17 protein-coding genes and 1 tRNA gene are annotated in these 25,255 nt (G+C 55.8%); 5 read left to right on the top strand and 13 right to left on the bottom strand.

What is annotated here, in order from left to right; translation table 11 throughout:
* Nucleotides 1-23: 23 nt before the first annotated feature.
* Nucleotides 24-3,506, top strand: a complete 3,483-nt coding sequence (gene mfd / locus HKD42_RS03825; RefSeq protein WP_170010450.1) for a transcription-repair coupling factor — start codon at nucleotides 24-26, stop codon at nucleotides 3,504-3,506.
* Here mfd and HKD42_RS03820 read toward each other — a convergent pair.
* Nucleotides 3,498-4,910: an EAL domain-containing protein gene (locus tag HKD42_RS03820; protein WP_246236707.1), complete on the bottom strand. Its 1,413-nt coding sequence runs from the start codon at nucleotides 4,908-4,910 to the stop codon at nucleotides 3,498-3,500. The two genes, mfd and HKD42_RS03820, sit on opposite strands and share 9 nt — an antisense overlap.
* A gap of 41 nt (nucleotides 4,911-4,951) precedes the next feature.
* On the opposite strand from HKD42_RS03820, the gene HKD42_RS03815 reads away from it, so the two are divergent.
* Together HKD42_RS03815 and HKD42_RS03810 are read left to right on the top strand one after the other, a co-directional pair.
* Nucleotides 4,952-5,740, top strand: a complete 789-nt coding sequence (locus HKD42_RS03815; protein WP_170010448.1) for an NAD kinase — start codon at nucleotides 4,952-4,954, stop codon at nucleotides 5,738-5,740.
* Between the two features lie 83 nt (nucleotides 5,741-5,823).
* Nucleotides 5,824-5,898 (top strand) — tRNA-Asn (locus HKD42_RS03810).
* 50 nt (nucleotides 5,899-5,948) lie between these two features.
* Here HKD42_RS03810 and HKD42_RS03805 read toward each other — a convergent pair.
* From HKD42_RS03805 to HKD42_RS03790, 4 genes are all read right to left on the bottom strand, one after another.
* Entirely contained in the window at nucleotides 5,949-6,245 is a 297-nt protein-coding gene (locus tag HKD42_RS03805) for a PilZ domain-containing protein (protein ID WP_170010446.1), read from the bottom strand.
* A gap of 61 nt (nucleotides 6,246-6,306) precedes the next feature.
* A complete protein-coding gene (secA, locus tag HKD42_RS03800; RefSeq protein ID WP_170010444.1) occupies nucleotides 6,307-9,054 on the bottom strand; it encodes a preprotein translocase subunit SecA in 2,748 nt (915 codons plus the stop codon).
* A gap of 98 nt (nucleotides 9,055-9,152) precedes the next feature.
* The gene (locus HKD42_RS03795; RefSeq protein WP_170010442.1) at nucleotides 9,153-9,428 is read right to left on the bottom strand and encodes a hypothetical protein; all 276 of its coding nucleotides are present in this window, start codon (nucleotides 9,426-9,428) and stop codon (nucleotides 9,153-9,155) included.
* A 38-nt stretch (nucleotides 9,429-9,466) separates the two neighbouring features.
* Nucleotides 9,467-10,210 (bottom strand): energy transducer TonB, encoded by a 744-nt coding sequence (locus tag HKD42_RS03790; RefSeq protein ID WP_170010440.1) that lies wholly within the window; start codon nucleotides 10,208-10,210, stop codon nucleotides 9,467-9,469.
* An 85-nt stretch (nucleotides 10,211-10,295) separates the two neighbouring features.
* On the opposite strand from HKD42_RS03790, the gene argJ reads away from it, so the two are divergent.
* Together argJ and HKD42_RS03780 are read left to right on the top strand one after the other, a co-directional pair.
* Entirely contained in the window at nucleotides 10,296-11,522 is a 1,227-nt protein-coding gene (argJ, locus tag HKD42_RS03785) for a bifunctional glutamate N-acetyltransferase/amino-acid acetyltransferase ArgJ (protein WP_170010438.1), read from the top strand.
* Nucleotides 11,519-12,349, top strand: a complete 831-nt coding sequence (locus tag HKD42_RS03780; RefSeq protein ID WP_170010436.1) for an inositol monophosphatase family protein — start codon at nucleotides 11,519-11,521, stop codon at nucleotides 12,347-12,349. Before argJ ends, HKD42_RS03780 begins: the two co-directional genes overlap by 4 nt.
* On the opposite strand, the gene trxA is transcribed toward HKD42_RS03780, so the two are convergent.
* The 8 genes from trxA to ahcY all read right to left on the bottom strand — a co-directional run bounded on the left by trxA (nucleotide 12,346) and on the right by ahcY (nucleotide 25,238).
* Nucleotides 12,346-12,666 carry a thioredoxin gene (gene trxA, locus HKD42_RS03775; RefSeq protein WP_170010434.1) on the bottom strand — a complete coding sequence of 107 codons (321 nt, stop codon included), beginning with the start codon at nucleotides 12,664-12,666 and terminating at the stop codon, nucleotides 12,346-12,348. The two genes, HKD42_RS03780 and trxA, sit on opposite strands and share 4 nt — an antisense overlap.
* Before the next feature lie 48 nt (nucleotides 12,667-12,714).
* Nucleotides 12,715-16,263, bottom strand: a complete 3,549-nt coding sequence (gene addA / locus HKD42_RS03770; protein ID WP_170010432.1) for a double-strand break repair helicase AddA — start codon at nucleotides 16,261-16,263, stop codon at nucleotides 12,715-12,717.
* Complete coding sequence (locus HKD42_RS03765) at nucleotides 16,260-19,220, bottom strand: PD-(D/E)XK nuclease family protein (protein WP_343042168.1); 2,961 nt, start codon at nucleotides 19,218-19,220, stop codon at nucleotides 16,260-16,262. The genes addA and HKD42_RS03765 overlap by 4 nt, the downstream gene beginning before the upstream one ends.
* Nucleotides 19,213-19,929, bottom strand: coding sequence for a nucleotidyltransferase family protein (locus tag HKD42_RS03760; RefSeq protein WP_170010430.1), 717 nt, complete (start codon nucleotides 19,927-19,929; stop codon nucleotides 19,213-19,215). Before HKD42_RS03760 ends, HKD42_RS03765 begins: the two co-directional genes overlap by 8 nt.
* Nucleotides 19,926-20,915 carry an aminoglycoside phosphotransferase family protein gene (locus tag HKD42_RS03755; protein WP_170010428.1) on the bottom strand — a complete coding sequence of 330 codons (990 nt, stop codon included), beginning with the start codon at nucleotides 20,913-20,915 and terminating at the stop codon, nucleotides 19,926-19,928. The genes HKD42_RS03760 and HKD42_RS03755 overlap by 4 nt, the downstream gene beginning before the upstream one ends.
* The gene (gene tsaE / locus HKD42_RS03750; protein WP_170010427.1) at nucleotides 20,912-21,355 is read right to left on the bottom strand and encodes a tRNA (adenosine(37)-N6)-threonylcarbamoyltransferase complex ATPase subunit type 1 TsaE; all 444 of its coding nucleotides are present in this window, start codon (nucleotides 21,353-21,355) and stop codon (nucleotides 20,912-20,914) included. Before tsaE ends, HKD42_RS03755 begins: the two co-directional genes overlap by 4 nt.
* Nucleotides 21,352-23,688, bottom strand: a complete 2,337-nt coding sequence (locus HKD42_RS03745; RefSeq protein ID WP_170010425.1) for a PAS domain-containing sensor histidine kinase — start codon at nucleotides 23,686-23,688, stop codon at nucleotides 21,352-21,354. Before HKD42_RS03745 ends, tsaE begins: the two co-directional genes overlap by 4 nt.
* Before the next feature lie 137 nt (nucleotides 23,689-23,825).
* Nucleotides 23,826-25,238: an adenosylhomocysteinase gene (gene ahcY, locus HKD42_RS03740; RefSeq protein WP_170010423.1), complete on the bottom strand. Its 1,413-nt coding sequence runs from the start codon at nucleotides 25,236-25,238 to the stop codon at nucleotides 23,826-23,828.
* Between the last annotated feature and the right edge of the window lie 17 nt (nucleotides 25,239-25,255).

The following is a 25,255-nucleotide window of genomic DNA, read 5'->3' as shown; positions in this document are numbered from 1 at the left end:
TCCCCTTAAAACGTACTGCACCGATGCCTGACCTGACCCGTATTCTCACGGCCAACGCGCCGCTCACACTCTCTTCCGTCGCGCGCGGCGCGCAGCCATTGGTGCTGGCTGATCTGGCGAGAGCATCAAAAGGCCGGGCAGTATTTATCGCGGCGGATGATGCCGCGATGCGCGCTTTGGTAGATGCAGCCCAGTTCTTCGCGCCGGAATTGGAAGTTATCGAGTTCCCCGCTTGGGATTGCCTGCCCTATGACCGGGCCAGCCCTGCTTTGTCAGTCAGTGCGAAAAGACTTGCCGCTTTGCACCGGCTGCAGGCTGGGAAAAGCGGGTCGCAATTGCTGGTCACCACAGTCAACGCCGCATTGCAGCGCGTTCTGTCACCATTCCGCATCCGGGAATCAGTACGAGAATTCAAAGCCGGTACTGAAATCGGCCGTGAAAGCCTCAGCGCGCTGCTCCAACGCCAGGGGTATTCGCGCGCGGATACAGTAGTGGATGCAGGCGAATATGCCGTGCGCGGCTCAATTGTGGATATTTACCCGTCTGGCCTAGAGGGCGGTTTGCGGCTCGACTTTTTTGGAGATGAGCTGGAAAGCTTGCGCCTATTCGATCCATCAACCCAGACCAGCACCGGTATTCTCAAGTCTCACCTGCTGCTGCCCGCGAGCGAGGCTTTGTTAGACGAAGCCAGCATTAAGCGTTTCCGCGGCCGGTACCGCGAACAATTCGGCGCAACTGCCACCGGTGATCCGTTATATCAAGCGGTTAGCGAAGGCCGCCGCCTTGCCGGGATGGAACATTGGCTTCCTCTGTTTGAAGAGAAGTTGACCACTGTGTTTGATCACCTGTCATCCGATGATCACATCGTGATTGATAGCGGTGCTGTGCAAGCAGCTGACGAACGGCTCGGCGATATTGCCGACTATCATCAATCCAGAACCAAGGCCGCTGGGCAAGCTGCGGGTAGCTACCGCCCGCTCGCCAAGGATGATCTCTATGTAAGCCAGGCTGAGTTTGAAGCCCAGCTTGCGGGATGGCCGATGCACCGCTCTGTCATTTTTGCAGAACCGGAAAGCAGCAAATCGGTTGATTTCGGATTTAGCTCGGCCCGTGATTTTTCTCCGGAAAGGGCCCGCGGCGATAATGTGTATGAAGCGGCTGCCAACCACCTGCTCACCGTGGGCAAGAACGGTAAGAAACCACTGCTGGCTGCCTATTCGGAAGGTAGCCGGTCACGCATCGCCTCGATCCTAAGCGAAGCCGGGGCAGAAACGGCGCTGGCGGATAGCTGGCAAGAAGCATTGGGATTGGCCGCCAAGGGCAAACCTGTCGCTATGGTGCTGCCGCTCGACAGCGGCTTTGCCAATGAAGAGCTGGAGCTGATTACCGAACAGGATGTGCTCGGTGATCGCTTGGTCAGGCGCAAAAAACGCAAGAAGGATGCTGACGCATTTCTTGCTGAACTCTCCGCTCTCGCCCGCGGTGATCTGGTCGTTCATACCGAACACGGCATCGGCAAGTATCTGGGCCTAGAACCGATCAGCGTCGGCAAAAGTCAGCACGATTGCGTCATGCTGGAATATCACGGCGGTGATAAGCTCTACATCCCGGTCGAGAATATCGATGTTCTCACCCGCTATGGCTCTTCCGAAGAAAGCGTTCCGCTTGATCGTTTGGGCGGTGAAGCATGGCAAAAGCGCCGCTCTCGCCTCAAAGAACGCATTCAGGCCATAGCAGGCGAGCTGATGAAAGTTGCTGCCGAGCGGGCACTAAAAAAAGCCCCTGTGTTTGCGGCTGAAGAAGCGACCTATAACCAGTTTGTGGACCGTTTTCCGTGGGAGGAAACCGACGACCAAGACCGCGCCATCGCTGACGTGCTGCGCGATCTTGAAAGCGGCAAACCGATGGACCGCCTGGTGTGCGGTGATGTCGGTTTTGGCAAAACAGAAGTTGCCTTGCGCGCCGCCTTTGTTGCGGCGATGAATGGCCAGCAAGTTGCCGTTGTCGCGCCGACCACCCTGCTCGCTAGGCAGCACTTTTCCAACTTCTCGGAACGTTTTGCAGGCTTCCCGCTCAAAATCGGGCGGCTTTCGCGACTGGTTCCTGCTAAAGAGGCCAAGGAAACGCGCGACGGCCTCACCGATGGAACGATGGATATCGTTATCGGCACCCACGCGCTGCTGTCAAAATCGACCGAGTTCGACAATCTTGGATTGGTGATTGTTGACGAAGAGCAACGCTTTGGCGTGACCCATAAGGAAAAGCTCAAGCAACTGCGCGCCAATGTGCATATGCTCACGCTGACCGCCACGCCAATCCCGCGCACATTACAAATGGCGATGTCGGGCTTGCGCGAACTGTCCACCATTCAAACACCGCCAGTCGACCGTTTGGCCGTCCGCACCTATGTGATGGAGTGGGACGAAATGGTTATGCGAGAGGCGCTGCTACGCGAACATCATCGCGGCGGGCAGAGCTTTATCGTGGTGCCGCGAATCGCGGATATGGCCGGGATTGAGGAATGGCTGAAAGACGCCGTGCCAGAAGTGAAAGTGATCACTGCACACGGCCAGATGTCCCCGACAGAAGTCGAAGAACGGATGAGCGCTTTCTACGAAGGGAAGTATGAAGTGCTGCTTTCCACAACCATCGTTGAAAGCGGCCTCGATATTCCGAGCGCCAATACGATTATCATTCATCGGGCCGATCGCTTCGGCTTAGCCCAGCTCTATCAATTGCGCGGACGCGTTGGCCGGTCCAAATTGCGGGCATATGCCTACCTGACCCATCCCAAGGACCAGCAGCTGTCGGAAATCGCTGAGAAGCGCCTGAAAGTTCTGGGTGATCTTGATAGCCTCGGCGCAGGGTTCCAGCTCGCCAGCCATGATCTCGACATTCGCGGCGCCGGCAACCTTTTGGGTGACGAGCAATCCGGCCACATTCGTGAAGTTGGATTTGAACTGTATCAATCCATGTTGGAAGATGCGATTCTGGCGGCGAAAGCCGGGCAAATGGGCCTTGCGCCCGAACGTGAAACCATCAGCCCCCAGATTACCGTTGATGCACCTATCATGATCCCGGAGGACTACGTTCCCGACCTCGCGGTTCGGATGGCGCTCTATCGCCGCTTGAATGACGCGAAAGATTCTGCCGAGATTGAAGCAATGGCAGCTGAAATGATCGATCGGTTCGGCGCGTTACCTGATGCGACGGCCAATCTGATTAGATTGATCGAGATTAAGCATCAGGCGATCACTGCCAATATCGCCAAGATTGATGTCGGCGCACGCGGTACGCTGGTGACGTTCCACAATGACGATTTCCCGGATGGCCCAGGCTTGATCGCCTATGTTGATCGCTTGAAAGACACTGCCAAATTGCGGCCCGATATGAAGCTGGTGATCAACCGCGCTTGGGGTGATCCAAAGTCGCGTTTGAACGGCTTGTTCCAGCTTACCAAGGGGCTCAGCAATATTGCTCGGAAAGCAGCGAAAGCTTCAGCCTGACGCCAGTGTTATGAACGCGGAATTTGGAAGCGGCTTACAGCCTAAGAACCCTTGATAGATTTTGCAGCCTTCTGACTGGACAATCTGCCGTTGCTGTTCGGTTTCCACCCCTTCAGCGATAACATCAATCGCCAGGGCCCCAGCCATCGCCACGATCCCGCGCAGCACAGCCAAGTCCCGCTCGTCAGTTGCTATTCCTTCAATCATGGTCCGGTCCAGTTTGATCGAATCAATCGGAAGGATCTTCAGGTAGCGGAAATTACAAAAGCCTGAGCCAAAATCATCCAGAGCAACCTGAATACCGACCTTGCGCAGACCAGCGAGATTAGCCGCGCATTGCTCCAGATTTCCGATCAGCACGTGTTCGGTTATCTCAACCGTTACCCGTGCTGGATCAAACTGGCATTCATCAATCAAAGCGATCAAACCCGGCACGAAGTTCTGAGAGGCCAAATCCGCAGGAGTGATGTTGATCGACAGGCTTTGCTTCGCTGGCCATTTCGCCGCATCGCAGAAAGCACGCTTGGCCACATGGCGAGACAAATGTGCGACATGGTCAATACGTTCAGCAATGGCGAATAGCTGCGCCGCGCCGATTTTTCCCAATTTCGGATGCTGCCACCGCGCCAGTGCCTCTGCACCGATAACTTCCCCGGTCTCGAGCGAAAATTGCGGCTGATAGACCACCTCTATTTCGTCTCGATCAATTGCGGAAAGTAGGTCCGCCTCGACATCTGCACTGCTCCGGCCCGGCAAAGTAATACCGCGATCGGCCCAACAGATTCGCTGCCCTTTTCTGGTGCGCGCTTCTTCCAAAGTCTGCGCCAACCGATCAAAAATCAGATTAGGTCCCTCACCCGGCGCTGGGCGCATCAAGGCAAGCCGCGGCCACAGGCGCAAAGAGCCAACACAGTCCAAGTCGGCAATCGGATGCGAAATGCTATCTGCCAAGGCCTCCGCCAGCCACTGCCAACGCTCACGGCTGCACGCCTCATGCGCAGCCAGCAAGAACTTGCCACCGCCAAGGCGCGCCACGAGCCAATCGCCATCATCAAATTCATCATCTGCGAAATGGGCAATGCGCTGTGCCACCGCAACCAGTGCGCCGTCTCCTGCTGCTGCTCCGTAAGCAAGATTGACCGTGTCAAAGCGGCCGAGCGCAATCAGCATTGCATGAACCGGTGCCGTGCGCCCTTCTGCCCCTGCGCGCATCTGCCATAATGCCAGCACACTCTGCGCGGTTTCAGCCGTTGCCAGGCCGGTCAGATTGTCTCTGACATCACCACTGGCGGCGGCGTCAGACCTGGTTGGAAGTGCGGTTATTGCCATGCAGCCAACATAGGCGAATTCGTGCCGCTTTCCGTTGGAGTTTTCAATGCGTTGCCAAATGGGACAACCGGCCATAGAGATGGCGCTAGACGCGGTGCTGCGTTGGGGAGATTTCGGTGAGCAGTAATCACGGCTTTAAGAAGCTGGCTTTGGCCATTTCCCCGACTTCGCGCGCTGCCGAGACAGCGCAGGAACTGCAGGACAGCCATGACTGGGTGGCACTGGAAGAGGCGGACGCTCTGGTGGTTTTGGGCGGCGATGGATTTATGCTCCAAACCCTGCATACTATGCTTGATACAGGGCAAAATCTGCCCACCTACGGCATCAATCGCGGTACTGTCGGGTTTCTTATGAACCGCTACCGTCAAGGCGTAAAACTGCTGGAAAAAGTGAACCGGTCACGATCTATCGGAATATCGCCCTTGCGCATGGAAGCCACCACTCAGGATGGGCAATGCCAAGTTGAATATGCCATCAACGAAGTGTCGCTCCTGCGGGAAACACGCCAGACGGCCAAAATGGAAGTTTCCGTTGATGAGCGCGTGAGAATCAAGGAATTGGTGGGTGACGGTGTGTTGGTTGCGACACCCGCCGGATCGACCGCCTATAACCTTTCAGCCAACGGCCCGATCTTGCCGCTCGATTCCGAGCTACTCGCTTTGACCCCGATCAGCCCGTTTCGCCCTCGCCGCTGGCGCGGTGCGATTCTGCCTGACCGGTCAACTATCCGTTTCCGGGTGAATGAACCCGACAAACGGCCAGTTGCTGCCGTGGCGGATCAGAAAGAGGTCCGTGACATCGCAGATGTTCGTTTGGAAATAGCCCGCGATCTTGAGCTAACACTGCTATTTGACCCCGGACATTCGCTGGACGAACGCATTGTTGCAGAACAATTCATGGTTTGAGTGCGCGCAGAGGGTTGCCAAACATTTCAAGCACCCATATAGGCGCACTCCTACGGCGATCAGTCGCTGTGTTTGAGAGCTGTTCCCCGATAGCTCAGCGGTAGAGTAGGTGACTGTTAATCACTTGGTCGTTGGTTCGAATCCAACTCGGGGAGCCACTCAAACTTTCAGAAATCTGTGAGCTTACACCTGAGGCGCGAAGAGCCCCTTATGTGCAGTCGAGCTTGTCCCGGATATGTTCGAATATCGGTCCGTAAAGCGGCTTGGCAAACTCAACGCCGGTGATTTGGTCGCGGCTCCACCGGACTGTTGCCACCACAGGACCGATCGTACCGATCCGCAAGGTCAGCTCGTCACCGGCTTTCAGCCGGCCAAACTTATCGAAGAAGCGGCAACCCGTTTCAGATATTTCGAGAATCGGAACATCACGCGGCAGCCCAGAGCCGGTCCGGTACCGGCCCTGAACGCTAATATCAAACCGTTCTGCTTGTCTATCGCTCACCATGGTGAAAGCCTATAGTAAACCGGCGTAAATGTTTAGAGACAAACCCTGGTTTATTTTGTCTTTATGCAGCCGCTCCGTGGCAATGCTTGTACTTGTTACCCGAACCGCAAGGACATGGTGCGTTTCGGCTAATGTCCATTTCTGCGTATGGATTGTCTTTGTTAGATCCGCCCGGTCCCGACGCAGCACGCGGACTGCCGGCAAGGGAACCAAACATTGCCGGGCGTTCCGATGAGCCGTCGCCATCGTTGGAATTATCCAAACCTGTCAGCGGATCAATGTGTCCAGTCAGGAAATCAGGCAAATCTGGCAGCGATTCTTGAACCGGAGGCTGCATCCGCAACTCGCTCTTTATCAGAATACCACTTATGTCTTCACGCAAGGTATCGAGCATCTTTTCAAACAGCCCGAATGCCTCTTGCTTATATTCGTTGATCGGCTGCTTCTGCGCATAAGCCCGAAGGAAAACGACCTGGCGCAGCGCATCGAGCGTGGCCAAATGTTCTTTCCAGTGGTGGTCAAGGCGTTCGAGCAGGATGCTTTTCTCGACCCGGGTCCAAATCGCCGGGTCAGCATTGGCAATCTTTGCCTCCATAATCTCGTCGACTTGAGCCCGAATACGATCTTCGATCAATTCCGGTTCGACACTGTCCTCTTTCAGCCATTCATCAAGCGGCGGCTCAATCCCGAAACCATCGGACAGACGCTCTTTCAGGCCTTCAATATCCCATTGCTCTGGATATGATCCGGGTGGGCAAGCCTCACCAACCATAGCGTTGACGGTGTCGTGGCGCATATCAATCACCACATCGCCAACTGCTTCGCTGTCCATGATTTCAGAACGCTGTTCGTAAATGACCTTACGCTGGTCATTCATCACATCATCATATTCGACGACTTGTTTCCGCACATCGTAATTGCGGGCTTCAACCTTCTTCTGTGCTGTCTCAATCGCTTTAGACAACCATTTGGAACCGATCGCCTCGCCATCTTCGAGGTTGGAATTCATCATCCGGCTGAACAGCGTGTCGGGCCCGAAAATACGCAGCAGATCATCTTCGAGACAGAGATAGAAACGGCTGAGACCCGGATCGCCTTGACGGCCCGAACGGCCGCGAAGCTGATTATCGATCCGGCGGCTTTCATGGCGCTCTGTACCCAGAACGAACAATCCGCCCGCTTCTTTCACTTTTTCGCGTTCTGCCAACACTTCTTCGGTGATTTTGGCGATGGCGGCTTCACGTTCGGCGCCCTCCTCCATGTCGGCAAGTTCTGTTTCGATGCGGAATTCGATGTTACCACCAAGCTGAATATCCGTACCGCGGCCTGCCATATTGGTGGCGATGGTGACGGCACCCAAACGGCCCGCCTGCGCAACAATCAGCGCCTCACGTTCATGTTGGCGTGCGTTCAAAACTTCGTGCTTCACACCTTCCTCATCGAGGAATTTCGATAGCATTTCCGACTTTTCGATCGATACCGTACCAACCAAGGTTGGCTGACCGATTTCGGACTTTTCCGCTATGGCTTTGGCGATGGCCTTAAATTTATCGACTGTGTTCTTGTAGAACTCGTCATCTTCGTCGATCCGCTGGACCGGCTTGTTGGTCGGAATCTCGACCACGCTCATCTTGTAAATATCCCAAAACTCGCTTGCCTCGGTCGCGGCGGTTCCGGTCATGCCGGACAATTTGGGGTACATCCGGAAGTAGTTTTGGAATGTAATCGAGGCCATTGTCTGGTTTTCCGGCTCGATTTTTACACCTTCCTTGGCTTCACAGGCCTGGTGCAATCCGTTGGACCAACGGCGACCATCCATCATCCGGCCGGTAAACTCGTCGATGATCACAACCTTATCGTCTTTAACGATATAGTCGGTGTCACGCTTGAACATCTTGTTCGCTTTGAGCGCTTGGTCGAGGTGGTGAACGACCTGCGTATTCTCGACATCATAGAGATTGTCTGTTTGAAGCAGTCCCGCTTCAATCAGCAGTTGCTCCACACGTTCGGTGCCGTCTTCCGTCCAGGTGATATTCTTGGTCTTTTCGTCTGCATCGTAGAAGCTCTCATCCAGCTCTTTAACGACTGCATCGATAGAGACATACAGATCTGTCTTATCTTCCGTCGGGCCAGAGATAATCAGCGGCGTCCGCGCTTCATCGATCAGAATGGAGTCGACCTCGTCAACAATTGCGAAGTTAAATGGCCGTTGCACCATGCCGCCGCGATCATGCTTCATATTGTCGCGCAGATAATCAAAGCCGAATTCGTTGTTCGTGCCGTATGTAATGTCAGACGCATAGGCTTCACGGCGTTCAAATTCGCCCAAATTTGGAACGATCACACCCACTGTCAGGCCAAGCCAACGATACAGCTGCCCCATCCATTCCGCGTCACGGCTTGCGAGATAGTCGTTCACGGTAACAACGTGAACGCCCTTACCCTCAACCGCGTTGAGATAGGTCGCAAGTGTCGCAACGAGCGTCTTACCTTCACCCGTGCGCATTTCGGAAATCTCGCCGCGATGCAGCACGATGCCGCCAATCAGCTGGGTATCGAAGTGCCGCATGCCCAAAACACGAACGGAGGCTTCCCGCACTGTCGCAAAAGCCTCTGGCAGAATATCATCCAGCGTCTTGCCGTCTTCCAATTGCTTACGGAATTTATCCGTTTGCGCTTTTAATTCCTCATCGCTCAAAGCCTGGATCTGCGGCTCCAAATCATTGATTTGGTTTACGATTTTTCCGAGCGATTTGACGTAACGGTCGTTGGACGAGCCGAAAATGGATTTCACAAGTGCATTGATCATGGATGGTCTTTCGAAAGACAAATAGAGGAAGTTACTGACTATGTTCCGGCGCGTTGCGCTGCGGAGGTGTCAGCAAAAATATGGCGAGAGCGCGGAAGCTACTCGTAAGCGCGGTCAGCCGCGAATTGAACGGTTGGAATATAAACGACGACTGATGTCGGGCGTTTAGAACCTTTGATCCCGGTAGTAGTCCGCTTATCGCGGGCGCGCTGGGCTTCGCAGGCACAACGTTCCGTTTGGACAGCTGAACTGCTCTCACCGCTGCTCACTTGCTGGCAAACATCGTTCACCACGGCTGCGTTCGCAGGCGCACCCACAGCGGCTAGGCCGGTGACAATTGCAAGCAGGGCGAAAAAGCGACGCATATTGGCCATATAGGCAGCCTTCTGCCCGGCGTCTAGCGTGGTTAAATTTACTCCGGCGAAGCGGCCTCAGGATCCGCCAATGTCACATTGAAATCAACCGTCACCAATTTTGCAATCGGCACACCATTTTCATCGCGATAGGGAACACCCTGCTTGCCGGCTGGCCCAGGGCAGAGCTTCCCGCGCGCTTTATCGCGTTCAATATCTCTGCGCATTTTTTCTGGAATATTTTCCATTTTCAAAAATTTGCAGTCTTTTGACACGCCAAGTTCATCATGCAGATATTGGAATGTCACCGACATTTGCGGCATTTCAGCTTCGCGCTTACGCCAATTATAAGATCCCTCATAAGTCGCCGCAACGTTTTCGCCATCCTCGTCGGTTGCCGGGCGGAATTCCGCGCGTTCCATCACAAGCGGACAGGTTGCAGCCGCCAAAATAGTCAAGTCTACCCCGTCTGTAATTTTGCAACTCAGCGGCTTTCCTTCGGCGGACACCTCAACCGAATAACTCACTCTGCCCGTCTCTTCTGCCTGCCAAGCTGCAACGGGATAATCCGCTTGCTTGATGAACGCATAATTATTCAAAAAGGGTGATCTGGCCCCTTCCGAATTATTCAAAAAGGGTGGTCTGGTTCCATCCGACACACCTTCGGCGGCGGCATCTGCCGCCTCAATCGCGGCTTCGGCCTCCTCAATCGCGACTTCAGCGGCCTCCTCAACCGGGTGTGCATTCAGCGGTGCCGCGAAAACAGCGAAAGGTAGGGCGAGCGTATAAAAAGTGTTTTTCATGGGCCCAGCATAGCCGCTTTGCCGATCAATAAAAGTACTCTGTTGTCGATTGCCCCCTGCCCGATACAACCTTAATAGAGCGCACATGGACTTAAAGAGATCACCGCTCGCACTGCACTTCCCTGATATGCCCGACATTGATGGTGTCACTTTGCGTACAGTGAATGCAGGTTATAAAGATTGGGAACGTGCCGACTTAACCTTTGTGGAGCTGTGCGATGGCACCACTGCTGCGGGGGTATTCACACAAAGCGCGTGCCCCTCATCCGAAGTCGAGCTGGGCCGCCAACACATCAAACAAGGCGCTGCGCGTGCGTTGGTTGTGAATGCGGGCAATGCCAACGCCTTCACCGGCTATCGCGGCCGCGAGGCGGTTGAACAGATCATGGCCCAAATTGCAGAGGGCATTGGCTGTGCACCGGAGACCGTATTTGTTTCATCCACCGGTGTGATCGGCGTTCCGCTGCCCAAAGATGCCGCAAAGGCCGGAGTAACAGCTGCCCTCACTGCACCGCCATGTTCATGGGAGGATGCCGCAAAGGCCATCTCAACCACAGATACATTCGCAAAAGGCGCGACGGCTACCGCCATTGTTCAAGGTAAGACCATATCCATCAGCGCGATTATCAAAGGCAGCGGCATGATCGCACCCGATATGGCGACGATGCTGGGGTATATATTTACCGATGCCGCCGTCGATCCGGCATTCCTTCAACAACTGCTGAACGACAGCAATGGCAAGACTTTTTCCTGCATTACGGTGGATAGCGATACATCGACCAGCGACACCGTGTTGGCCTTTGCAACAGGAAAGGCAGGCAACGCACCGCTGGTATCTTTTGACAGCGAGGGGGCGGATGCCTTTGCCGCTGCTTTCCATGACGTGTGCCGCCAGCTAGCTCAATTGGTCGTGCGCGATGGCGAAGGCGCGCAAAAGCTGATCGCCATTACCGTCACGGGCGCCGACAGCGATGAAAGCGCCCGTAAGATTGGGCTATCCATCGCCAACTCGCCTCTCGTGAAGACGGCTGTCGCTGGCGAGGATGCGAATTGGGGGCGCGTCGTTATGGCTGTTGGCAAAGCAGGAGAGCCGGCTGACCGTGACACCCTGTCGATCGGTTTTGGCGGCCATTGGGCGGCACGCAATGGCCAACCCGTCGATGATTTTGATGAAGCTCCGCTTGCCCGGCATCTGAAGGGGCAGGAAATCACCATTGAAGTCGATATCGGGCTGAGCACAGGCCGGGCGACGGTGTGGACCTGCGATCTGACCAATGGATACATTGCCATCAATGCCGATTACCGCTCATGAATGACACAGAGCAGGATATTAGCAGTCTTGATACGGCAGTGGCTGAACTGCTCCGCGATGTATCCGAAAAGATAGTTCTACCGCGCTTTCGCTCATTGGCGCCTGACCAGATCGAAAACAAAGCCGCCGATGATGTGGTGACAATCGCGGATACAGAAGCGGAAGATATGCTGGCGGAAGGGTTGGGTAAAATCATTCCCGGACTGCCTATAGTGGGCGAGGAAGCCGCTCATGCGGACCCTGCGGTGCTCGACCGGCTCACATCATCCTGCTGGATCATCGACCCGATTGATGGAACGAACAATTTCGCATCCGGTAAAGAACCATTCGGCATTCTAATCGCTATGGCCGATAATGGTGTGACGCAAACAGGCTGGATATATGATCCTGTTTCCGGCCGCTTATGCACCGCCCATCAGGGCAAAGGGGCCTTTATCGATGGGGAACGGGTCACCGCGCGCAGTTCCGGGCACTCACCACCTGTGGCGGCTATCTCCCTGGTCTTTATGGATGACGCACAGCGCGAAGCCACCAAACAGCATATCGCGCCGCATTATTCGCTGGTCGATATTCCTCGCTGTGCGGCTGAACAATATCCGCGCTTAGGGCTTGGCATCAATGATGTTTCTATATTTGAACGGACCTTGGCTTGGGACCATGCCGCGGGCGTATTGTGGCTCAATGAAGCTGGCGGAAAAGCGGCGCGTATTGACGGCACCGCATACCGCGTAGACGAACATGGCCGCACCGGTTTGATCGGTGCGGCCACGCCTGAACTCTTTGATGAGTTGGCCGCCCGAATGGCGGCAATGGACAACGGTTTTTAGAGTTCGCCTTCGAGCCAGCTTTTGAGCTGACCCTTTGGTGCAGCGCCCAACTTCTTGGCCACAGCCTCACCATTCTTGAACAGCACCATCAGCGGAATAGATTGCACTCCGATCTCGCCCGGGATGCCGGTGTTTTCCATGATGTCCATCTTCGCAATGGTCACTTGGTCGGACAATTCATCACTGATTTCCTCGAGTGATGGGCCAATCATTTTGCACGGCCCGCACCATTCTGCCCAGAAATCGACCAGAACGGGTTTATCGGAATCAAGTACGTCGGCTTTGAAGCTGTCATCGGTGACATTGATTGTCGCCATGGGGAATCTCCTAATCTGTGTTGTATTCTATGTAGGGCTGATTGGGTTTCACTCAACACCATCAGCCGGATAGGTTTGCTGCTCGGTTGAAAACTGGAAATTGGGTGACGTGTGTGGAGCAACCGAAGGGTGATGCGCCGCCAGGACATCTTCCGGGATCGCAATCAGCTGCGGCGTTTGGGTATACAATATCGCCGCGCGTATTGCCCGGTCCGGATATATCACTGCCAGCGCCGCTGAATAAGCCGCCATCTGGCGCAGAGTTGCTACCGGAACGCTATCAAGCGAAGTCGGCGGCCTTCGCGCGGTTTTATAATCAACCACTGTGACCGTTTCTGGCGTAACCAATAAACGGTCAGCCATCCCTGATATAACTTGGCCGTCAATCGTTGCGGCGAGCGGGACTTCAGCGAGCGAGCCGGGTTGGAATATCTCCGCGAATTCGGGCGTGTCGAGAACCCGCACTGCAGATGTGATGATATCGGACAATGCAGCCGCGCTTAGCCCCGGCGCTTGTCGTTTGAGCCAAGCCTCTGCCTTTTCAGGACGGTCTTCTACCGGAATGTCCGGCAAACGCTCCAGCAAACTATGGATCAACACACCGCGTTCGGCCGCATCACGGGCGGCATCAGGCAATTGCGGCGGATCAGACGCCTGTTCGTCACCCGCGGATGATGGGGCCAATGGGCGTGGTGGTTTAGGTTCAGGCCCAATCGGCTTCAGCGCCCAATCTGGCAGCTGGGGCATAGCAGGAACAATAGCAGCAGCGGCTTCCAGCGGTATTGATTCAGGCCGCTGCCCCCAAACGCGGCGTGCGCCAAACACCGGATCTTCCAGCGGTTCGCCATCAAATATCTGCTCAAGCTTGGCGTACCAGCTATCCGGTGCGGGCTCTTCTTCTCTTTTACCCAGCGCCCCGCCAACAAACAGCGCCTCCTCAGCCCGGGTCATTGCGACATATAGCAAGCGCCAGTGTTCTTGGCGTTCCTCAGCCTTGGCAATCTCTTCCGCTTCTATGATCCGCTGAACCTTTTCCGCTGTGCGCAGCGTTGGTACCGGGACGGAGCGGACAGTTTCTCCAGAAGGGTCTTCTTCCGCCAGCGTAAGGCCGCGCACGCCGGAGCTGTCGGGATCGCCAGTTGCATCCGCCAGAATGACAATCGGCGCTTGCAAGCCCTTTGACCCGTGAACGGTCATAACCCGCACCAACCCCTCGCTGGCCCCAGCTTCCCGCTTCAATTCACCATCACCGGCATCAAACCAATGGATGAAACCTTGCAAGCTGGCCGTATGCGCCGAAGCAAAATTCAGTGCGGCATTGAGCAGTTCGTCAACCGGGTCATTTGCCTCTTTACCCAATCTGGCGATGAGTTTTTGCCTCCCGCCCCACGGTCCGGCAAGTATCCAGTGGAGGAGCGCTTGCGGAGGTTCAAAGTCGGCTAACCGCAACAGATCCCGTAATCGGTTGGCAGTCTCTTGCACCGCTGGTTCATCCGATTTCCGCAGATGATCCCAAAGGTGAACACCTTTGTCGCGGTACCCATAAGCCAACAGATCATCTTGCGACCAACCGATCAGCGGTGAAACCAGCATATTGGCCAAGCTTAAATCATCGAGCGGTTGCGCGGCGAACCGCAGCGCAGCCATCAAATCCTGCACAGCCAATGGTGCACCAAGCCGTAGCCGGTCCACCCCGGCGACGGGAACACCGTTAGCGTGCAAACGCGCCACAATCAGGCCAGCCAGTTCGCGGCGTTTCCGCACCAGAACCATAATATCGCCCGGCCATGCATTGCGCGCTTTCCCCTTGGCGAGAGGGTATCCATCCTTCAGCCAATCAGAGACTTGGCGCGCGATACGGTCCGCCATTCGCCGCTCGGGTTCGGACACCCACGCTGCTCCGGCATCATCATCTTCCGGGTCATCGGATGACGCCACAATTGGCGACCATAACACCACTTCACCGGGCCTATCTTCTCCAGTGTGCTTATCCGGCGGTGTACTCAGGCCAAATTGGTCAAAGCCAATGGAAGCAATCGCCGCATCCACGCAATCCAGCACAGGCTGGGCTGTTCTGAATGACCGCCCCAGCCCCAAACTTTTCAACTTACGCGCAGAAATACGTTCACGCAACTGCGCCGCGTTTGCGGCAGCCTCTGCCATTTCTTTGTCGAAAAACTGCCGTGCCGTTTCAAAATTCTCGGGGCTAGTGCCTTGGAAACGGAAAATAGCCTGCTTGTAATCGCCAACGACAAAAATCGTCCGCAAGCGATCATCACGCTGCCCCTTACCGGCGAAGAAATCCCCGGTCAGCGCGCGTATAATCGACCATTGCGCTTCATTGGTGTCTTGCGCTTCATCAATAAGAATATGATCAAATTGCCGGTCAAGCTTGTACCGGATCCAGTCGGCCATGTCAGACCGGCCAAGCAATGCCGCCGCGCGGCTGATTTGGTCGTCAAAATCAATTAGCCCTTCGCGCTTTTTCGCTTCGTCCCACCGCAAGGCAAAACGTCTACCGATCCGCAAGGCCGGGGTCAGCCATTCGGCCAGATCGAGTAGCGCTTGTACTTCGCGTACCCGCAGGATCGACGCCAGCACCTCACCAGCGGTTTCCGCATAGGCGGGATCAATTTTTTCTAAAGATTTGAGCGAACGCGGTTCGTTCTTTTGGGTGAACAGCGCCTTTTGCAAATCATCCAGCTGTGCAAGCCGACTATCCGGTGATGCGGCGCTCCAAACAGCCAGAGTGTCTGCGCTGGATAGACCCGTTTTTGTGCCCCACTCCGCATTGACCGCGGCACATTGGCTCAGCGCAGACATATTGAATTGCGCATCGCTGCAAAGCGCGGCCAAATCATTAGGCCCGGCATCTTCTGCCAGCCCGATCAGCTGCCGGACGCGCGGCTCCAGATCATCTTGCCAAGCAGCGTTGCCGAACCAAACATCGCGCGCCTCTGCGCAGCGCATCAGCCACGCACGTGCGCCGTCCGCACCCATGCGAACACTCAACATGGCTAAGGCGTCCAGCAGATCGTCTTGACCTGCGCTTTGCCAAGCCAGCAGCATATCGGCCAAGACCTGATGACCGAGCAGTTCACGGTCGCGATCTTCCATCGCTTTGGTGCCCGGAGCCAGATTGGCTTCCTCCGGAAAGGCCGCCAACAGCCATTGGGCAAAAGCGTGGATTGTATCAATCCTCAGGCCCCCGCCCGGACAATCCAGCACGCTGGCAAACAGGCTTCTTGCGCGGTTCTGGGTCGCCTCGTCAGTTGGCGCACCAATCGCGGACAGATCAGCAAACAGCGCCTCTGGACTCATCCGGACCCAATTGGCCAACACGTCATTAACGCGCGTTGCCATTTCCGCAGCACCGGCCTTAGTGAATGTCAGACACAGGATTTGAGAAGGATCGACCCCGCGCGTCAGCAGCAGCCGCAAAACACGCGCTGACAGCACTTGCGTCTTTCCAGTACCGGCGGAGGCTGACAGCCACACGCTTTCTTGCGGATCGACGGCGCGGGCCTGATTGTCTCGCAATCCAAAAACACGGCCAAATACACGGCCAGATGCGCTTGGCGATTTGGAAACGCTCATTCTTCGCGCCCCAGCCATTCATCCAAACGCATCAATTGGTCATAGGTTGTATAGACCTTGGCATCGGGGTTTTCGCGTGCGGTGAATGGCTCAGTCCCCAATATCCACTTGTCCAACGCATCGTGGAGATAGTCTTCTGCCATCGGCAGAAAGTCCTCACTTTCAATCTTGCTCTGATTGCGGCCCATTTTTACCGGGCTTGTGACATAGCCAAAACCGGTGTCACTTTTTTCATTCTTGCCGAGCGACCAATATTCAAACCCGGAGGCTTCCCCTTGTAGCTTCTCAAATCCGCCGCGTTCCGCCATCAAACCAATCGTACCGAGTTGCAGCGCATAGCCGGCCGCCACTTCTTTGCCCGAAGGCGGTTTGCCGGTTTTGTAATCAACCACTGCAACCGTACCATCCGCCAATTGATCAATCCGGTCGACTTTGCCGAAGATTTCCACACCGCGCACATCCATCGCGCCCCATTCTTCAAACAAAGCAGGTTTCCGGCCATCCATTGCAGCGATGCTATGTTCCACCCAAGCCAGAGCCCGCATCAGGCGCGGTTGCCACAATGCCCGCATCAGCGGATGGGCATTCATCTGCTGCAACACTTCTGCCGCCACATCTTCCATCGGACGGCCTGATTTGTGCCATTGTTCCAGAATTTCGTGCGCAGCACTGCCCTGCCAAGCAGGTGACGGTTCCGCATCCAACGCCTCCAATTCTGGCAAGCGCAAAATGCTGCCTGCGTAGAATTGATAGGGATCAGATCGCAACCGATCGAGCGCCGTCACGCTGATGCGTTGTTTGCGCTGCTGGGCGGATGGAACAGGCTTTGGTCGCTGATATTGCTGGCTCTCCTGCGCATCATCGATTGCGGCAGCATAGGAAAGGGTTTGATCATCGCGAACGCGCTCAACCTGATCCTGACCCAATAGCGCCTTGATACGAAGGAAAAACCGCGAGGGGATGGCGGGTCCAGAGACATCCCTCTCGGCACGGCTCAAGACCACTTCAGGAGCGCCCAGCGCTCCGGCCAAATCATGCGCGGATAAACCGATCCGAAAATCGGCCCCCGGAACGCCCAATGCCCGTAAGATGGGCGGCGCCAATAGCGGATCCGTCGATGGTGTCGCTGGCCAACTGCCTTCGTTTAACCCGGCACAAATCACCAGATCTGCCCTGCTCATGCGCGCCTCAAGCAAGCCGTAGATAGCCACACGTGGATGCCCGCCATAAGGGGGACGCACGGCATTATTCTCCATCACGTCGCGCAATATCTGGCGCAGATCGGCGGGGGCAATGGCCGTACCTACTTTGGTTGCGTGCAAACGCAGATCCTCGATCAAAGCCGACAGTGCACGCCCGTCTTCACGGGCCCATAAGGCTTCACCGCACAGCGCCTCACCAACCTGCGCAAGATTATCCAGCATATCTGCCAAAGGCAGCGAATTGGCTGTCTCTAGCAGTGGTGAGAGCGTGGCGGACACACCGTCCCACCACTCTGAAACCTGCGCATCTTCAGCCACCGCCGCCAGAGGCGACAGACCGGGTTCTTTACGCGGACCACGAAGTTCCAACTCAAAGGCGCGAACCGCACATAGCCACGCCCCCCTAGTGTCGCCAGATTTCACCAACGGATGGGCGAGCAAGGCCATCAGCGGGACGGGTGCAGCCCGCATTTCCATTACTTCGGTCATCAGCAGAAATACCCTGCCCGCTGGTGTATCGGACAAGGCGCGCCCGGCAGAATCGTCAGCCTCGATATGCCAGCGCCGCAAGTGGTGAACCACCCGCCGCGCCAGGCCGCGATCCGGTGTGATTACGTTGACCCGCCGTTCGGGGATTTCCAATGCTTCGCGTACCAGCAGCGCAATCGCTTGTGCCTCAACCTCTGGATTGGCGCTCTCAATAATCCGGACACCGCTAAACCGCCGTTTTTCTGCGGGTAGATCGACCCAGCTTTTGCTGGCTTCCGGTGGAAGAAATACGTTGGAAATTGCATGGGTCCGCTCTGGCGGCGCTGCTGTCATACCCTTACGGTGCCATTGCTGAACCTCACCGCGCGCAACCCCCATCCGGTTGAGCAACAACTTCAAGTGATATTGCGGGTGAGTAAGCGCATCACCGCGCGCGAAGGGTGCTTCGTCTGGCAGATCGGTGGCACCCGCCGCGCCAAGCTCCTCCCACACCGCATCATCCAGGCTCAAATCAAAGTCCGGTAAGATCACCGCCCCGTTGGGAAGCCCCGCGATAATTTTCAGCATTCGCGCCAAAGCTGGTGATGCGCTGGTGACACCGGCTGCAACAATGGGGGTTATAGGGGCCTGCTCGCTCCATCTATTGGAAGCATGATCGAACAGCCGGTTACGCCGTGCCGCGGCATCCAACGCACCAGCTTCCGACAGTTCGAACTGCCAACGGGTTTGGATCCGAGCGAACAGATGCAAGCTATCCTGCCAATGGCCTGCTAGCTCGGGCCGCAGGCCTTTCACCTCTTCGCCCAGCAAGTGTTCAGGGCTGATATCCTCGACCAAAAGCCGGTCCATCGTGGCGGCAATGTCTTTTGCCTGCCGAAGCAAAACTGCGGAACCCGGTGCCTCTGCCCCCAGCTCCTGCTCCAACAGCTGTGCAAGCCGCAGCCACCGTTCTGTCGGGTCAATTGCGCGCGGAATTTTGGTGGCGCCCAGCGGATCAAGCAATGATCCCAAGGCCTCATCCAGATCAAGGTCGCCGACGACGGCCATACGCGGCATCAACATACCGGCACTGCCGCTCGCCCCATACAGGCGGATAAATGCCTCCCGCACTGTCCGCATCGCGCGGCTACTGGGCAGCAACAGCGTGAGACGCGCCAGGCCCAAATCACCGTCAGAATAACGCGGGACCAAACCCGCCACGAGGGCATCAGCAAAACCGCGATGTGCGGCTATCGAATAGATATTGAGCGAACCAGCCTCAGCCACGCCGGAGCGCTTCTTCGGTCGGCGCTATCGCTTGCGGTGTGCCCACTTCAAACCACCGTCCGGTGAAAGCGGCACCGAACAGGCGCCCCTCTTCAATGGCCCTGTTCCACAAAATATTGGTAGAGAACTTGCCTTCGGGGGCATCGCGCAACAACCGGTGGGAAACCAATTGGATGCCGGTATAAATAAACGGAGCAATTCTGCCCGATCGGCGGCGTGTTACCGTTCCGACCGCATCCATATGAAAGTCACCTTTGCCGCGAAAATTCAATGCACTGGCGTGGGGAACCAGCAGTAACAATGCGTCCATCCGTTCCGGATCCCAACGTAATGACAGATCGTGGAAAGCATCCTGTGGTCCATCCAGCCAAATATTGTCGGCGTTAAGACAGAAGAACGGGTCCGGCAGTTTAGACTGCGCCTTGACCATTCCGCCGCCTGTTTCAAGCAGCTGGGACCGTTCATCAGAAATGACCACTGCCGGCATTTTGCGGCTTGTCACGTGGGCCTCTAGCGCATCGGCCAGATAATGTACGTTGACCACTGCGTTGGTTACCCCGGCAGTTTCCAAACGATCTAGCGCGTGATCGATCAATGGCTTGCCAGCCACCCTGACCAAAGGTTTGGGCTGCGACGCTGTCAGCGGCCGCATTCGCTTTCCCATACCGGCTGCCATAATCATCGCAGTATCGCTGGCCAGTTTGGTCATGCGGGGCGCCCACCTTTCGCATCACGAATGGATTGGGGAATGTTCTTGTCAAACCATTCAGCCACAGGCGCCAGCGCTGGATGCTGTAGATCACGCTCCATCGCGGTCCATACGCGGGGTATAAAATCGAGATAATGCGGCTTCCCATCCCGCTTGTTCAGTCGCGTAAAAATACCCACAATCTTGGCGTTTCGCTGTGCACCGAGTCGCGCATAATCCGCTGCAAAATCTTCATTTGGGGCAGCCTGCGCGATGTAATAGTCCAGCATCTGGCGTTCCAAAGCCTCGCTAACATCACGCCGCGCATCTTGCAGCAATGACACCAGATCGTAAGCCGGGTGGCCAGCCAAAGCGTCCTGAAAATCAATCAAGCCCTGCTCGCCAGAACCATCAGCTGACGGAGACAGCAGCATGATATTCTCTGCATGATAATCCCTGAGAACGGTAACCTTAGACGTCTGGCGCGCGATCATCGGGACCAACGCCTCGTCCCACGCAGCAGAATAGCCTTCCACATCGACATCAAGCCGCATTGCGGGGCAATACCATTCAGTCAGCAAAGCGGCTTCGCGCTGATAGGTTGCCATATCATATGGCGGAAACGGTCCTGCGGGGGATTTGTGCAGCGTTACCAGTGCATCAATCGCTGCCCGGTAGGACGCTTGCTCTCCGTCAGGGTTTGCATCCAGCCAATCGCGCATCCGGTCATTACCGAAATCCTCGATCAACACCCAGCCAGACGCAGCGTCTTCTCCGAAAATAGCTGGCGCGCGGTGATTGTTGTCGGATAGCCATTTGGCGACATCCAAAAACGGTTTTGGATCTTCTTCAGGCGGCGGTGCAAACATCAACATCGCCTTGCGGTTTTGGTCCGCAATCCGAAAATAGCGCCTGAACGATGCATCACCGGGGATCGGGTCAATCGCTGCCCCGCCCCATCCAGCTGCCTTCAAGAAAGAATCGATACCATTGGGCAAGTCACTCATAATGTCCGGTCTACCCAATCAGTACCATATTCGACAATCGCTATCCGGCCTTCATCCGCAGTTTCCAGCGTGATCGAAAGGCAGGCAGCCTCATGGCCAAAACCCCCCGCATGATCGGGCCATTCGGCCAGCAGCACTGCACCATGCCGGTAATCATCAAGGCCGATCTCGTCCGCCTCTAACGGGTCTTCAAGGCGGTAAAAATCCGCATGGACCAGCGGTATCATGACCGTAGGCGGATCATACGTCTCAATGATTGTGAATGTCGGTGATGGCACTTCGCCCTGATAGCCAAGGCCGCGAATGATCGCTCTGGCCAGAGTGGTTTTTCCAGCGCCCAATCCGCCGGTCAATGCGACCACATCGCCGACTTTCAAACGGCGGGCGATATCAGCCCCGAACTGTTCCATTGCGGCCAGATTGCTAAGCTGGATGGTCATGGAATTTGAATGGTTGCAGTCGTGCCCTCGCCCTTGCGGGACAGGATAGACAGCGTTCCGCCATGCGCCTCGATCAATTGCTGCGCGAGCGGAATACCCAGCCCTTGCTTGGCAATCGATGTTCCCGCCTCTGCCGCATATCCCATTGCGCGTTCAAGCTCCTGACGGGTCATGCCCTCTCCGCTGTCCGAAATCACAATCTGCGCCACGCCTTTGGCTTTAGACAGATCGACCAAAATCTTTCCGCCCTTGGGTGTTGCTGCAATGGCATTGTCAATCAGCTGACCAATCGCACGGCCCAGCTGGCGCGGATCGGCTTCGATCTTGCCGCTCACTTTACTGCCCCTGAGATCAAGTGAAATGCCCGATTCCGCTATCGCGCCTTCCCGTTCACGCACGACATCCGTGACGAACGGCAACATATCGAGCCGCTTTTTATTGAGCGGCAGCAGCCCGGCTTCACTTTGGGAAAGGTCGAGCACATTTTCCACCTGATCGGTAAGCCGCGATACAGATTCCAGAATTGCGGTCACATATTCCTTGCCCTGATCACTCAGATCACCGGCCACACCTGCTTCCAACAATTCAGCGAAACCGCCGATCGACGTCAGCGGCGTTCTGAATTCGTACGACATATTGGCGAGGAAGCGCGTTTTGACATCGTCTGCCGCTTCCAACGCCTGATTGCGCTCTTTCAGTGCCGTCTCTGCATTTTGTGACGCTGTTATATCCAGTACGGTCAACAGGCCGTTCCCATCTGGCAAAGGCACGCCTGCAAATTCCAGCGTTCGGCCATCGGCCAATGCCAACCGGCCGCCTTGTTCTTTGCGGTCAAGCGTTGCTGCGCGGATCACTTCGCCAATCGCTTTGGCCTGCTTTGGTTTGGCGAGATTGGGCGCGATCGCCTGCAGCAATTCCTCGGCTGATGGGTGCGTATCCAGTTTGTCCTGATCCAGCCCCCATGTCCCCGCGAAGCTGCGGTTCCACAATTGCAAATGCCCATCGGGTGCAAACACGGCCAATGCCTCAAACAGGCTATCGAAGGTCGCGGTTCGGGTTCTGAGCAATGTGTCACGCGTCGCTGACAGAGCCAATTGCTCGGTACGGTCCTCTGCAATCAGGACCAATCCGCCATCCGGCATCGGTTGGGCGATGATTCGCAAATGTGTTCCATCGGATAGAGGCCATGCTTCCTCCTGCGTTGTACCGGCAGAAAACCACTCGATATGCTCCGCTCGCCAGGCAGGAAAATCGCGCACTTCCGGCGTTTTTCCGTTTTCCCGCGCATCACTCAGCAGCCTGTCAAATGCCACGCCTTGTGCCACAGCCCCAGAATGCAGCGCGAAAGACCGGCGGAACGGTTGGTTGGCAAAGACCAGTTTACGGTCTTCATCAAATTGCCCGACCCCAATCGATAATTGATCAAGCATAGAGCGCTGGGCATCGCGGAACGCGCGGTTCTGCCGGGACTGCTCCTCCATCTCTTCAATATCTACCGCATATCCGGCCACCCCTTCGCCCGCGAGCGGGAGATCGCTAACTTTTACGCTACGCCGTTGCCCTTCGATTGTGGCCGTGACATTTCGTTCGATTGGCATCTTCTGAGCGGCGGCCTGCGATGCGATTTGTGCTGCGGTTAACCCGTCTACAGACTCGATCAGCTCGATCTGATCACCAATCACCGTATCGGCGCTGTCGGCCCCGATCGCCCGAACATACGCCTGATTGACCAGACGCAGCTTGGCATCTTGCCCGCGGAACCACATGGGCATGGGGGCAGCTTCGATAATCCCGACCAAAGCGCCAAAATCACCTTTCGCCCGGGCGGCCTCTTCACGCAATCGGCTGAGCTCGCTTTCGCTTTCGCTGAAATCAAATATCCAGACCAGCGCAGCCCCACCAGGCGACACTTGCGGATCCGCCAAGACCCCGCGCAGCGCCAAACTGCGCTGAGAGCCCGGCGGCGTCAAAGCCATGCGGAACGGTGCGGCCGTTTTCTGGGCGCGCCTGACGTTTTCATTCAGTTCTGCGAGTTGATCCGCTGACAGACCCTTGCCCTCGCCAGCATCCAGTTCAGTCAGATATTCGGGCAGACTTTCCAGACCCAGCCAACCTGCCAAACGGTCAGAGCCCTCTATCCTGCCGTCAGTGCGTACAATCAACGGGATCGCAGGTGCCTCGTCGATCATACGGGCCATTCGCCGCGCTGCTTTACGGCTACCTTCGGCCTTCTGGCTTTTAGAGCTCGCCGCGATCATCATCCATGCGGCCGCAACCGTCCAAACAGACAGAAGCAAGCCAATGGCAATCAAGGCGAAAGGCGAAAGTTCCATATCATTGCAGCTATGCGCCGAGACGCGCCGTTGCAATGCAATAGTGGGTATGTTCCGCAGTTAAAACGAACAAACGCCGCTCCCCTGCGCGGAGAACGGCGTCTGTCGATCAATTTCAGCCTTAAAACGGCCGATAATTAGTAACGATAATGCTCGGGCTTGAACGGGCCTTCGACTGGAACGCCGATATAGTCCGCTTGTTTCTGGCTCATCTTGGTCAGCTGAACACCCAGCTTTTCCAAGTGAAGCTGCGCCACTTTTTCATCCAAGTGTTTAGGCAAGACGTACACTTCGTTATTGTACTCATCACCTTTGGTGTAGAGTTCGATCTGCGCCAAAACCTGGTTGGTGAAAGAACAGCTCATTACGAAGCTTGGGTGGCCGGTTGCACAGCCGAGGTTCACCAAACGGCCTTTGGCCAAAATCATGATCTGCTTACCATCCGGGAAAGTGACAAGGTCTGTACCCGGCTTGATTTCAGCCCAGTCATAGTTGTCGAGCGCACCGATCTGAATTTCACTGTCAAAGTGGCCGATGTTACACACGATGCTCATTGGCTTCATCGCCTTCATGTGCTCGGCTGTAATAACATCTTCGTTACCGGTGGTTGTAACGAAGATATCGCAACGCTTGGTTGCTTCTTCCATCGTGACAACTTCATAGCCTTCCATCGCTGCCTGAAGCGCGCAGATCGGGTCAATTTCCGTAACCATAACGCGCGCACCGCCATTGCGAAGACTGTCAGCAGAACCTTTACCCACGTCACCAAAACCAGCAACACAAGCAACTTTACCGGCCAGCATCACATCGGTTGCACGGCGGATCGCATCAACCAGCGATTCTTTACAACCATAGAGGTTGTCGAATTTCGACTTGGTAACGCTGTCATTCACGTTGATCGCCGGGAAAGGCAGCTTGCCGTTCTTGGCAAGGTGATAGAGGCGATGAACACCGGTGGTGGTTTCTTCTGACACACCTTTCAAGTTCTTGACAGTCTTGGTCAAATAACCAGGGTTTTTGGCAACGAATGCTTTCACCGCGCGCTGCATTTCAATTTCTTCTGGGTTGCTTGGTTCTGGCATAGTTTCGCCAGCTTCCAGACGAGCGCCCCACAGTGCGAATGATGTTGCGTCGCCGCCGTCATCCAGAATGATGTTGGCAGTAAGGTCTGGATCGGCGTCTGTGCCCCAAGAGAAAATGTGGCCTACATAATCCCAATAATCCGCCAGGCTTTCGCCCTTAATCGCGAAGATCGGGATCCCAGCGGCAGCCATTGCTGCGGCAGCGTGATCTTGGGTTGAGAAGATGTTGCAAGTCGCCCAGCGAATTTCAGCGCCCAGATCGATCAACGTTTCCATCAGAACCGCGGTTTGGATGGTCATGTGAAGCGAACCGGTGATCCGCGCGCCCTTCAAAGGTTTGCTGTCGCCAAATTCTTCACGCAGCGCCATCAGGCCCGGCATTTCTGTTTCGGCAATATTGATCTCAGCCCGGCCATAATCTGCGAGCGAAATGTCTTGAATGATGTAGTCTTTAAAGTCGGCAGCCACGTTAGGTCTCCTGAACA

This window comes from Pontixanthobacter rizhaonensis (assembly GCF_012972675.1).
In the GTDB taxonomy this organism is placed as follows: Bacteria; Pseudomonadota; Alphaproteobacteria; order Sphingomonadales; family Sphingomonadaceae; genus Pontixanthobacter; species Pontixanthobacter rizhaonensis.
This window is presented reverse-complemented; position numbering and strand designations above follow the sequence as displayed.